The organism is Burkholderia anthina, from assembly GCF_001547525.1.
GTDB classification, from domain to species: domain Bacteria; phylum Pseudomonadota; class Gammaproteobacteria; order Burkholderiales; family Burkholderiaceae; genus Burkholderia; species Burkholderia semiarida.
In genome coordinates this window covers 1,636,102-1,648,457 of record NZ_CM003768.1, presented here as the reverse complement: position 1 = coordinate 1,648,457, position 12,356 = coordinate 1,636,102, and the positions used below count along the sequence as shown (strand labels likewise).

Sequence of the window (12,356 nt, the reverse complement as noted above, 5' to 3'; positions counted from 1 at the left end):
TCAGGCTCCCGACGGCGCGGCAGGCGTGCCGCCTGGCGGCGGCCCGTCCTGCGGGTCGCGTTCGTCGCGCTTCACGCGGAACCACGTCGCGTACAGCGCAGGCAGATAGAACAGCGTCAGCACGGTCGCGCTCGTGATGCCGCCCATCAGCGCGGTCGCCATCGGCCCGAAGAAATTCGAGCGCAACAGCGGGATCAGCGCGAGCACGGCGGCCGCGGCCGTCAGCGTGATCGGGCGGAAGCGCCGCACGGTCGCGCCGATGATCGCGTCGACGCGGCCGTGGCCGACCGCGATGTCCTGCTCGATCTGGTCGACCAGGATCACCGAGTTGCGCATGATGATCCCGAACATCGCGATCACGCCGAGCATCGCGACGAAGCCGAACGGCTGGCCGAACAGCAGCAGCGTCGCGACCACGCCGATCAGCCCGAGCGGCGCGGTCAGCACGACCATCAGCACGCGCGAGAAGCTTTGCAGCTGGATCATCAACAGCGTGAACACGGCGATCGCCATCAGCGGCATCTGCGCGTTGATCGATGCCTGCGCCTTCGCGCTTTCCTCGACCGAGCCGCCGATGTTGATCTGGTAGCCGACCGGCAACTGCGCGCGCAGCGCGTTCAGCTTCGCGTCGACCGCGTGCGTGACGTCGATGCCCTGTGCGCCGGCGCGCACGTCGGATTGCACGGTGATGGTCGGCTGGCGGTCGCGCTCCCACACGACGCCGTATTCGAGCGTCGGTGTGAAGCGGCCGAGCGAGCCGAGCGGCACGGGGCCGTTCGGCGTCGGCAGCGCGAGGCCCGCGAGCTTCGCCGGATCGACGCGGTCGGCGCGCGGCGCGCGCAGGTCGACGGCGATCAGCTTGTCGCGCTCGCGATACTGCGTGACGGTCGTGCCGGACAGCGTCATCGCGAGGAAGCTCGACACGTCCTGCGACGTGACGTTCAGCTCGCGGGCCTTCTTCTGGTCGAGCTCGAAGCGCACCGAGCGCTCGGCCGGCTCGTCCCAGTCGAACTGCACGTTGACCGTGCGCGCGTCGCCGCGCATCGTCGCCGCGACCTTCTCGGCGATCGAGCGCACCGTCGCGATGCTGTCGCCGCTCACGCGAAACTGCACCGGATAGCCGACCGGCGGGCCGTTCTCGAGCCGCGACAGCCGCCAGCGCACGGCCGGGAACTTGTCGCGCAGCGTGGTTTCGAGCCAGGCCGCGAGCTTCTCGCGATCCTCGACCGATTTCGCGGTGATCACGAACTGCGCGAAGTTCGGCAGTTGCAACTGCTGATCGAGCGGCAGGTAGAAGCGCGGCGCGCCGCTGCCGACGAAGTTCACCGAATGGTCGATCTCGGGACGCTTGTCGATCACCTTCTCGAGGCGCTCGGTCTCGCGCAGCGTCGCCGCGAACGACGCACCTTCGGGCAGCCGCAGGTCGACCAGCAGCTCGGGCCGGTCGGAACTCGGGAAGAACTGCTGCGGCACGAGCGTGAAGCCCATCAGCGCGACGACGAACAGCGCGCCCGTGATCAGCAGCACGACGAAGCGCCGCTCGATGCACCAGTCGATCCAGCCGCGCAGCCGCCGGTAGAAGCGGGTGTCGTAGATGTCGTGCTCGTGATCGTCGGGCAGATGCGCCTCGTGCGCGTGCCGCTTGCGCTCGGGCAGCATGTGATAGCCCAGCAGCGGGATCAGCACGACGGCCGCGAACCACGACGCGATCAGCGCGATCGCCGACACCTCGAAGATCGAGCGCGTGTATTCGCCGGTGCTCGATTTCGCGAGCGCGATCGGCAGGAAGCCCGATACCGTGACGAGCGTGCCCGTCAGCATCGGGAACGCGGTGCTGGTGTACGCGAACGCGGCGGCACGCGCGCGGCTGTAGCCCTGTTCGAGCTTCACGGCCATCATCTCGACCGCGATGATCGCGTCGTCGACGAGCAGCCCGAGCGCGAGCACGAGCGTGCCGAGCGACACCTTGTGCAGCCCGATGTCGAACAGGTACATGAAGAGGGCGGTGACGGCGAGCACGACGGGAATCGAGATCACGACGACCATCCCGGTGCGCAGCCCGAGCGACACGAGGCTCACGACCAGCACGATCGCGACCGCTTCGGCGACGGCTTCGAGGAAGTCGTCGACCGAGTGCGAGACCGCGTGCGGCATGCTCGACACCTCGGTGAGCTTCAGGCCGGCCGGCAGTTGCGCCTGCAGATCCTTCGATTCGGCGTCGAGCGCCTTGCCGAGCCGGATCACGTCGCCGCCGGGCTGCATCGTCACGCCGATGCCGAGCACCGCATGGCCGTTCGCGCGCATCTGCGTAACCTGGGGATCGTCGTAGCCGCGCCTGACCGTCGCGAGATCGCCGAGCCGGAACGTGCGGCCGTTGATGCGGATCAGCGTATCGGCGATCGCGGCGACGTTGTCGAACTGGCCGCTCGGCCGCACGAACACGCGATCGTCGGCGGTCGTCAGCACGCCGGCCGACGAGATGTCGTTCTGCGCGTTGATCGCCTGCCCGAGCTGCTGCGGCGAAATGCCGAGGCGCGTGAGCTGCGCGTTGTTGACCTCGATGAAGATCCGCTGGTCGGGGTCGCCGAAATAGTCGACCTTGCCGACGCCCGGCACGCGCAGCAGCACGGTGCGCAACTGGTCCGCGTAGTCGTGCAGTTGCGCGGGCGTGAAGCCGTCGCCCTCGAGCGTCCAGATGTTGGTGTAGACGTCGCCGAATTCGTCGTTGAAGAACGGACCCTGCACGCCGGGCGGCAGCGTATAGCCGATGTCGCCCACCTTCTTGCGGATCTGGTACCAGGTCTCGGGCACGTCCTTCACGGGCGCCGAATCCTTCATCGTGAAGAAGATCAACGATTCGCCGGGGCGCGAATAGCTGCGCAGGAAATCGATGGCCGGCGTTTCCTGCAGCTTGCGGCCGATCCGGTCGGTCACCTGTTCCTGCACCTGCCGCGCGCTCGCGCCGGGCCAGAAGGTACGGATCACCATCACGCGGAACGTGAACGGCGGGTCTTCGGATTGCGCGAGCCGCGTGTACGCAAGGATGCCCGCGAGCGTCGCGAGCGCGATCAGGTAGACGACCAGCGCCTGGTGGCGCAGCGCCCAGGCGGACAGGTTGAAGCGGCCTTCTTCGTGGGAGACGCTCACGATGCGAAGTCCTCCGGATGCAGCGGCGCGATCGCGCGCACCTTCTCGCCCGCGCTGACCGTATGCACGCCCTGCAGCACGACGCGCTCGCCCGGCTGCAGCCCGCGCGACACGGTGACGGTGCGCTCGTTGAAGCGCGCGACGTCGACGCGGCGCAACTCGAGCGTGTCGTCCTTGGTGCGCACGACCCACACGGCCGGCTGCGCGCCGTCGTGGAACAGCGCGGTGGCGGGCAGCGTGATCGGCTGCGCGTCGCCGGCAACCGGCGCGCCGGCGAACGCGACGTCCGCGGTCATCCCGAGCCGGATCGCGGGATCGGGCGTGCCGAGCGTGAGCTTCACGCGCCAGGTGCGGCTTTGCGGATCGGCGGCCGGCGCGATTTCGCGCACCTTCGCGGCGAACTGGCGCCCCGGCAGCGACGGCAGCGTGACGGTGGCCGCATGACCGGGCGCGAGCGACGCGAGCGCGGCCTCGGGCACGTCGCTCACCACGTCGACGTCGCCCGACCACGCGAGCTGGTAGACCGGCTGGCCGGCCGACACGTTCTGGCCGGTATCGGCCTGTTCGGCGGTGATGGTGCCCGCGTGATCGGCGACGAGCGTCGCGTAGCGGAGCTGGTTCTTCGCGAGCGCGAGCTGCTGCTGCGCCTGGTCGCGCTGCGCGAGCGCCGACGTGTAGCTGTTCTGGGTCTGTTCCAGCTGCGCGGTCGCGATCAGGTTTTCGCGGGCCTGCGCGCGATCGCGGTCGAGCTGCTGCTTCGCGAACGCGAGGCTGTGCGTCGCGGCATCGAGTTGCGCCTGCGCACTCGCGGCGTTCTTCTCGACGTCGGACGGATCGAGCAGCGCGACGACCTGGCCGACCTTCACCGTATCGCCGAGCCGCACCCGGCGCTCGATGATCTTGCCGGCGATGCGGAACGACAGCGGGGTGGCATAGCGCGGCTGGATGTCGCCGGGCAGCGTGCGCGCGGCTGCGGCGGTGTCGGCCCGTGCGGGCAGCGCGACGACGGGGCGCGGGGCGGGCGGCGCGGATTCTTTCGGATGACAGGCGGCAAGGACGAGCGCGACGCCGATCAGCAGCGCGGCGCGGGAACCGGAGCGATTCACGAAACCCCCAGGTGAGGTGGAGCGGAACGAAGCCGGCAAGCGCGGCGGGCGCTTGCCCCAAAACGGCGCCGGCATCGGCGCACGCGGACAGACGGACAACATTGTCAGAAACTGTGGCGGATTCTAATACACACCTGTATCCGAATGCAAAGATGAATCTGAAAGGGAAAGGATGCTAGACTGCGCGCCATGAAACCACAGCGCTTAACTCGAGAGCAGAGCCGGGACCAGACGCGCGAACGTCTGCTGAAAGCCGCGCATCGCATTTTTCTGAAGAAGGGCTATGTGGCCGCGAGCGTCGAGGACATCGCGGCGGCGGCCGGCTATACGCGCGGTGCGTTCTATTCGAATTTCCGCAGCAAGTCCGACTTGCTGCTGGAGTTGCTGGAGCGCGATCACGAGGAGGTGCGGGCCGACTTCGAGGCGATTTTCGAAGGCGGCGGCACGCGCGAGCAGATGGAATCGATGGCGCTCGCGTATTACCGGACGCTGTTTCGCGACGACGAATATTCGCTGCTGTGGGGCGAGGCGAAGCTGCAGGCCGCGCGCGACGCGAAGTTCCGCGTGCGCTTCAACCAGTTCCTGCACGGCAAGCGCGTGCAGATGGCCGAATTCATCGAGCGCTTCGCCGAGCGCTCGGGCACGCCGCTGCTGCTGCCGGCCGACACGCTCGCGTTCGGGCTGATGTGCCTGTGCGACGGCGTGCAGTCGTACTACACGGCCGATCCGCAGCACGTGTCGGCCGACGTGGCCGAAGCGGCGCTCGCGGGGTTCTTCGCGCGGGTCGTGCTGGGGCGCGCGCCCGACTGACCGGCGCGCGCGGTGCGGCGGCGCGCGTCAGCGCTCGCCGGTCATCCGCCGGTACGCATCGAGCAGCGACGTCTTGTAGACGACGCCCGCGAGCGTCGGCTCGGCTTCGCTCTCGATCACCGGCAGCCGTTCGCCCTGGAACGCCATGAAGCGTTCGAGCGCGGTCGCGAGCGGCATGTCGGGCGTGAGCAGCGGAAACGGCGTATGTGCGTAGTGCGCGGCCGTCTTGTCGGCCGTGTCGCGCTTGTCGAGCAGGTCCGACGTGATGTCCTTCAGCGCGACCGCGCCGCGAAAGCGCCCGGCGTCGTCGGTCACGTACAGGTACTTCACCGGATATTCGAGAAACACGCGCGTCATGTCGGCGACGCTCGCGGTGAGCGGCACGACCGTCTGCGCGGGCTGGATCAGCGCGCGCATCTGCGTGGTGCGCAGCCGCTGCCGCTCCTGCGCGTCCTGGTAGTGATGCTGCGTGATGTCGTACATCGACGTCGTGCCCGTCGCGCGCGCGACGAAATACGCGAACACGCACGACACCAGCAGCGGCAGCACGACCTGATAGCTCAGCGTCATCTCGAAGATCATCAGGATCGCCATCAGCGGCGCCTGCGTGGCGCCCGCCATGAATGCGCCCATCCCGACGATCGCGTACGCGAAATAGGCCGACGTATGGCCGGGCCACAGCGCGTCCATCGCGAGCCCGAACAGCGAGCCGAACACGGCGCCGACGAACAGCGTCGGCGTGAACACGCCGCCGATCGCGCCCGAGCCGGCGGTCGCGGCGGTCGCGATCACCTTGAACACGAGTACCGCGACGAGCGCCTGCCAGGTCCACGGCGAATGGAGGATGTGGTTCACGACGCTGTAGCCGTTGCCCCACACGTCCGGAATCCATACCGAGATCACGCCGACGACGAGGCCGCCGAGCGCGAGCCGCACGGGCAGCGGCACCGGCAGCCGCTTGAACTGCGTCTTCGACGCGTCGAGCAGGTGCAGGAACTGCGGCGCGAGCACGCCGCACAGCGCGCCGAGCACGACGAACGGCAGCACCTCGGCGCCCGTCACGGCCGGAAACACCGGCATCTCGTACGGCGGCCGGTAGCCGGCGAATTCGCGCATCACGATGTTCGCGACGACCGATGCGACGACCATCGGCCCGAAGCTCTCCATCGCGATCGTGCCGAGCACGATCTCCGACACGAAAAAGGCGCCGGCGATCGGCGCGTTGTACGCGGACGTGATGCCGGCCGCCGCCCCGCACGCGACCAGCAGGCGCAGGCGCGGCGGGTCGAAGTGCGCGAAGCGGCCGACGAGCGACGCGGCGAGCGCCGCAAGCTGCACCATCGGGCCTTCGCGGCCGATCGAGCCGCCGCTGCCGATCGTCAGCAGCGACGACACGCTGCGCCACAGGCTCTGCCGCACGGGCACGACGCCGTTGCCGAGCGCGACGGATTCCATGTAGTCGGTCTTGGCGGCCTCCTTGTCGCCGCGCGTCGCGAAGAGCAGCACGCAGCCGGCGAGGAAGCCGCCCGCGGCCGGCATCCAGAACCGCACGTACCACGGCAGGCTCCTGGCCATCTGCACGAAGCTGCCGCTGTGCCCCGAGATCAGGCGCTGCATCAGATCGATGCCTTCGCGGAACGCGATCGTCGCGAAGGCGCCGCCGACGCCGACGATGGCCGACCAGATCAGCATCGTATGGGCGTCCGACAGGCGGAGCAGCGTTCGGGCGCGAGTGCGCAGCTTCAGCAGGAACGAGAGCACGGCTGAAAGGGGGCGATGGAAAACGACGCGAAGCATAGCACCGCGCCGCGCCCGCGGGACTCTCCCGTCGGGCGCGGCGCGCGAACCGTCGCGGACGTGCGGCTCAGCCAAGCCAGTGCTGCACGGCCCAGGTGATGCCGTAGCCGCCGACGATCAGCCACACGTACAGGATCAGGCCGGTCATCAGCGCTCGCGGGCCGGCCGCCCGGATCTGCGCGACGCGCGTCTCGATGCCGAGTGCGGTCATGGCCATCGTCAGCGCGAAGGTATCGAGCACGTTCAGCGTGTGCGTGACGTCCGCCGGCAGCACGTTCAGCGAATTGACGATCACGAAGCCGAGGAAGCCGAGCGCGAACCACGGCACCGCCACCTTGCGCCTGCCTTGCGCGCCGCCGGCCGCGTCATGCGCCGAGCGCGCCGACCGGGCGAGCCACCAGCCGAGCGCGAGCAGCACCGGCACGAGCAGCATCACGCGCGTCATCTTGACGATCGTCGCGACGCGCACGACCTCCGGGCTGATGTCGCTCGCCGCGCCGACCACCTGCGCGACTTCGTGGATCGTGCCGCCGAAGAACAGGCCGAGGCCCGCCGGATCGAGGTTCAGCAGACCGGCGTGATAGGCGAGCGGATACAGGAACATCGACAGCGTGCCGAACAGCACGACGCTGCCCACGGCCATCGCGCTCTGGTGCGGCTTCGACTGCAGCGTCGACTCGAACGCGAGCACGGCGGCCGCGCCGCAGATCGCGCTGCCGGCGGCGGTCAGCAGCGCGGCGTCGCGGTCGAGCTTCATCAGCTTCATGCCGACCCAGGTGCCGATCGCGAGCGTGCTGACGACGACCAGCACCGATACCGTGAGGCCCGGCAGCCCGACCTGCGCGATTTCCTGCAGGCTCACGCGCAGGCCGAAGAACGCGACCGCGATGCGCAGCAGCTTGCGCGCGGAGAAATTGACGCCGGCCGCCCAACTGGCCGGCATGCCGTCGCGCAGGCCGTTGCCGTACAGCGCGCCGGCGACGATGCCGACGATCAGCGGCGACAGGCCGAGCCCCGCGATCGCGGGGAGTTCGGACAGACTCGTGACGGCGGCGGCGAACAGCGCGACGAACAGCACGCCGTTCAACTGGCCGCGCATCGACGGCGCGGCATGGCTGAGAGGGGGAGTCGGAGCAGTGGACATGGGGGCACCGTGATGGAGCGTGTGGCGATGGTGTAATCCTAATTTCGTTATATCGATATGAAAAATTGTGATTTGTGACGTAAACTATCCGGAAAGCCGATAATTCATCGCCATGACCCCGGATCAACTGATAACGTTCGCCGCCGTCGCCGAGCATCTGAACATCAGCCGCGCCGCCGTGGCGCTGCATCTGTCGCAGCCGGCCGTGTCGGGCCAGTTGCGGCTGCTGCAGGACGAGTTCGGCGAGCCGCTGTACCAGCGCGACGGCCGCGGCATCCGCCTGACGCCGGTCGGCGAACAGCTCGCGCAGTACGCGAAGGCGCAGCGCGACACGTTCGCGCAGGCGCGTGCGTTTCGCGACGCGGTGCGCGGGCTGGAAGCCGGCACGCTGCGCATCGGCGCGAGCACGACGCCCGCGAGCTACCTGCTGCCGTACCTGATCGCGGCGTTCCAGCCGCGCGCGCCGCGCGTGTCGATCCAGACGATGAGCGGCAATACGGCCGACGTGGTCGCGGCGCTGCCGTCGCTCGACATCGCGCTGATCGAAGGGCCGCCCGGCGAGGCGCTGCCGCCGGGTACGGCCGTGCACGCGTGGCACGAGGACGAGATCGTCGCGATCGTGCCGGCCGGCCATCCGCTCGCGGCGCCTGGCCACGACGCGGGCGTGACGCTCGATGCGCTCGCCGCGCATCCGCTCGTGCTGCGCGAGGCGGGCTCCGCGGTGCGGCAACTCGTCGAGCGCGCGTTCGCGCACGGCGGCGCGCCGATGCGCGTCGCGTTCGAGATCGCCGGGGTCGAGGCCGTGAAGGAGGCCGTGCGCGCGGGGATGGGCGTCGGGTTCGTGTCCGCGATGTCGCTGCGTCACGAGGATGCGGCGCTCGTGCCGCGCTCGCTGGCGCCCGCGCCGCTCACGCGGCATTTCTCCATTCTCGTGCCGCACGGCGGCGCACCGTCGCGAATCGCCGCGCAATTCCTCGAAATGAGCCTCGCGCAGGGCCTCGCATAGACGCTCGCCGCTGCGCCGGGAACAGGTGTTGCATGCGTTCGGGCGCGCATTCGCGCGGCCAGCGGGCCTTAGGGATTTCCTCTATGGCGTGGGTCTGAAGCGAAGCGCACCATCCGTCTCAAGCAAATGGAACCGGTTCCATTCCGGTTGAAAAAGGGCAACATGGCAGACATCGTGATCGTGGCGAGCGCATTCGGGATGGACCGGGTGCGCCAGGAGGGCCACAGTGCATTCATCGCGACCGTGGCGGCATCCGGTGCGACCGGGTTCGAGGTGCGGCGCGAACTGTTCGCGTCGGACGACGACACGGCGCCCGGCGCGCTGGCCGCGCTCGGCGCGCAAATCGCCGGCCACGGATTGTGGTCGGTCTATTCGACCCCGGACTCGCTGTATACGGAAACGGGCGCGCTCGATGCCGACGCTTTGCGCGACGCGCTCGCGCAAGCAGATGCGCTCGGCGCGCGCTTCGTGAAATTGCAGCTCGGCGGCTTCGCGGGCGACGCGCACGCGGCCGAGATCGTCGCGCTGTCGCGCGGCGCGCGGGCTCGCGTGGTGGTGGAAAACGGCCAGCTCGAGGTCGGCGGCGCGTTCGCGCAGTTCCGCGGGCTGTTCGATGCGCTGGCCGATGCCGGCATGCGCGAGGCGCTCGGCATGACGTTCGACATCGGCAACTGGCTGTGGCGCGGCGAAGCGCCGCTCGACTGCGCACAGGTGCTCGCGCCGCACGTGGAATACATTCATTGCAAGACCATCGAAGGCGAGGGCGCGCGTCGTTTCGCCGTCGCGCCGGCGCCGGACGATGCGCTCGTGACCGGCGTGCTCGCGGCGCTGCCGCGGCATGCGCCGCGCGGCATCGAGTTCCCGTTCGACGCGGCCGACCTGGCCGGCGATGCCTGCCGGCGTGTCGCGTGGCTCGCGACCGCGTAACGGCAGCAGGTTCCTGAGGAGTTCAGTCATGAAAGCAGCACTCGATGTCGTGACCTACGGCGAAGCGATGGCGATGTTCGTCGCGACGGAGCCCGGCCACCTCGCGCACGCCGGGCAATTCGCGAAGCGGATCGCCGGCGCCGACCTGAATGTCGCGATCGGCCTGTCGCGGCTCGGCTTCCGGGTCGGCTGGATGAGCCGGGTCGGTAGCGATTCGTTCGGCCGCTACGTGCTCGACACGCTGGCGCGCGAGGGTATCGACGCGTCGTGCGTGACCGTCGACCCGCGTTACCCGACCGGTTTCCAGCTGAAGTCGCGCAACGACGACGGCAGCGACCCGACCGTCGAATATTTCCGCAAGGGTTCGGCCGCGAGCCACCTGTCGTGCGACGACTACGTGGCCGACTACGTGCTCGGCGCGCGCCATCTGCACCTGACGGGCGTCGCGCCGGCGATCTCGGCGACGTCGTGCGAACTGGCGTTCCGGCTCGCGCGCGAGATGCGGGCGGCCGGCAAGACGATCTCGTTCGATCCGAACCTGCGCCCGACGCTGTGGCCGGCCGCCGACGTGATGGCGAAGACGCTGAATGCGCTCGCGACGCTCGCCGACTGGGTGCTGCCGGGCCTCGCCGAAGGGCGGCAGCTCACCGGGCACGACACGCCGGCCGACATCGCGGGCTTCTATCTCGCGCAGGGCGCGCGCGGCGTCGTGATCAAGCTCGGCGAGCAGGGCGCGTATTTCCGCACGGCCGACGGCCGCGAAGGCATCGTTGCCGGCGAGCGCGTTGAAAAGGTCGTCGATACGGTGGGCGCCGGCGACGGCTTCGCGGTCGGCGTGGTCAGCGCGTTGCTCGAAGGCCGCAGCGTCGAGCAGGCGGTCGCGCGCGGCAACCGGATCGGTGCGCTCGCGATCCAGGTGATCGGCGATTCGGAAGGGTTGCCGACCCGCGACGCGCTCGACCGGCTCGAAAATGTCAGCAATGACGCCGATCGCTTAGAGGAAACCATCACCGCGCAATGAGAGGCCGGACACGGCACAATCCGCGGATCCATTTCGTGCGCGACGCACAGCAGTTTTGTTCGAGGCCGGGCAGGCGCCAGCGCGTCCACTCCGGTCCATATACGGAGACACTCACATGGCAGCCAATCTCGCAGCCCGTCGGTGGTGGACGATCATGCCGATCGTCTTCATCACGTACAGCCTCGCCTACCTCGATCGTGCGAACTACGGGTTCGCGGCGGCGGCCGGCATCAACCAGGATCTCGGGATCAGCAAGGGCCTGTCGTCGCTGATCGGTGCGCTGTTCTTCCTCGGCTACTTCTTCTTCCAGATTCCCGGCGCGATCTATGCGGAACGCCGCAGCGTGAAGAAGCTCGTGTTCGCGAGCCTCGTGCTGTGGGGCGGCTGCGCGGCCCTGACCGGCGTGGTCAGCAACATCCCGTCGCTGATGGCGATCCGCTTCGTGCTCGGCGTCGTCGAGGCGGCCGTGATGCCGGCGATGCTGATCTACATCAGCAACTGGTTCACGAAGAACGAGCGCTCGCGCGCGAACACGTTCCTGATCCTCGGCAACCCGGTCACCGTGCTGTGGATGTCGATCGTGTCGGGTTATCTCGTCCATGAATTCGGCTGGCGCCACATGTTCATCGCCGAAGGCGTGCCGGCCATCATCTGGGCCGTGTGCTGGTGGTGCCTCGTGCAGGACAAGCCGGCCGATTCGCCGTGGCTCAACGCGCAGGAAAAGCGCGACCTCGACGCCGCGCTCGCGGCCGAGCAGGCGGCGATCAAGCCGGTGCGCAACTATGGCGAGGCGTTCCGCTCGCCGGCCGTGATCAAGCTGTGCGCGCAGTACTTCTGCTGGAGCATCGGCGTGTACGGCTTCGTGCTGTGGCTGCCGTCGATCGTGAAGAACGGCTCCGATCTCGGGATGGTCGCGACCGGCTGGCTGTCCGCGCTGCCGTACCTCGCGGCGACGATCGCGATGCTCGCCGCGTCGTGGGCGTCCGACAAGGTCGGCTCGCGTCGCGGCTTCGTGTGGCCGTTCCTGCTGGTCGGCGCGGCCGCGTTCGCCGCGTCGTACGCGCTCGGCTCGTCGCATTTCTGGATCTCGTATGCGCTGCTGGTCGTCGCTGGCGCCGCGATGTATGCGCCGTACGGCCCGTTCTTCGCGATCGTGCCGGAACTGCTGCCGAGGAACGTCGCCGGCGGCGCGATGGCGCTGATCAACAGCATGGGCGCGCTCGGCTCGTTCGTCGGCTCGTACTTCGTCGGCTACCTGAACGGCGCGACCGGGTCGCCCGTCGCGTCGTACGCGTTCATGAGCGCCGCGCTCGTCGCCGCGGTGATCCTCACGCTGTCCGTCAAACCCCAGGCGCGCGATGCGCATCCGCTCGCCGCGCCGCTGCAAGGAAAATGAAA

The 12,356-nt window shown here is 68.9% G+C and carries 9 protein-coding genes; 5 read left to right on the top strand and 4 right to left on the bottom strand.

The window, feature by feature from the left end; genetic code table 11:
* Both WS64_RS07565 and WS64_RS07560 read right to left on the bottom strand, forming a co-directional pair.
* The gene (locus WS64_RS07565) at positions 1-3,147 is read right to left on the bottom strand and encodes an efflux RND transporter permease subunit (RefSeq protein ID WP_060966149.1); all 3,147 of its coding nucleotides are present in this window, start codon (positions 3,145-3,147) and stop codon (positions 1-3) included.
* A complete protein-coding gene (locus tag WS64_RS07560) occupies positions 3,144-4,253 on the bottom strand; it encodes an efflux RND transporter periplasmic adaptor subunit (protein WP_060966148.1) in 1,110 nt (369 codons plus the stop codon). The genes WS64_RS07565 and WS64_RS07560 overlap by 4 nt, the downstream gene beginning before the upstream one ends.
* Positions 4,254-4,442: 189 nt before the next feature.
* Here WS64_RS07560 and WS64_RS07555 point away from each other — a divergent pair, with 189 nt between their 5' ends.
* Positions 4,443-5,063 carry a TetR/AcrR family transcriptional regulator gene (locus WS64_RS07555; RefSeq protein ID WP_059583446.1) on the top strand — a complete coding sequence of 207 codons (621 nt, stop codon included), beginning with the start codon at positions 4,443-4,445 and terminating at the stop codon, positions 5,061-5,063.
* 27 nt (positions 5,064-5,090) lie between these two features.
* Here the strand turns inward: WS64_RS07555 and WS64_RS07550 are convergent, their stop codons facing one another.
* Positions 5,091-6,824, bottom strand: coding sequence for a ClcB-like voltage-gated chloride channel protein (locus tag WS64_RS07550; protein WP_196485766.1), 1,734 nt, complete (start codon positions 6,822-6,824; stop codon positions 5,091-5,093).
* A gap of 103 nt (positions 6,825-6,927) precedes the next feature.
* Positions 6,928-8,004 carry a YeiH family protein gene (locus tag WS64_RS07545; protein ID WP_060966147.1) on the bottom strand — a complete coding sequence of 359 codons (1,077 nt, stop codon included), beginning with the start codon at positions 8,002-8,004 and terminating at the stop codon, positions 6,928-6,930.
* A 112-nt stretch (positions 8,005-8,116) separates the two neighbouring features.
* On the opposite strand from WS64_RS07545, the gene WS64_RS07540 reads away from it, so the two are divergent.
* The 4 genes from WS64_RS07540 (at position 8,117) to WS64_RS07525 (ending at position 12,354) form a co-directional block, all read left to right on the top strand.
* Positions 8,117-9,010 carry a LysR family transcriptional regulator gene (locus WS64_RS07540; protein ID WP_059583441.1) on the top strand — a complete coding sequence of 298 codons (894 nt, stop codon included), beginning with the start codon at positions 8,117-8,119 and terminating at the stop codon, positions 9,008-9,010.
* A 162-nt stretch (positions 9,011-9,172) separates the two neighbouring features.
* The gene (locus WS64_RS07535; RefSeq protein ID WP_060966146.1) at positions 9,173-9,937 is read left to right on the top strand and encodes a TIM barrel protein; all 765 of its coding nucleotides are present in this window, start codon (positions 9,173-9,175) and stop codon (positions 9,935-9,937) included.
* Between the two features lie 28 nt (positions 9,938-9,965).
* Positions 9,966-10,958 carry a sugar kinase gene (locus WS64_RS07530; RefSeq protein WP_060966145.1) on the top strand — a complete coding sequence of 331 codons (993 nt, stop codon included), beginning with the start codon at positions 9,966-9,968 and terminating at the stop codon, positions 10,956-10,958.
* A 115-nt stretch (positions 10,959-11,073) separates the two neighbouring features.
* Positions 11,074-12,354, top strand: a complete 1,281-nt coding sequence (locus WS64_RS07525) for an MFS transporter (RefSeq protein WP_059645875.1) — start codon at positions 11,074-11,076, stop codon at positions 12,352-12,354.
* Positions 12,355-12,356 lie beyond the last annotated feature (2 nt).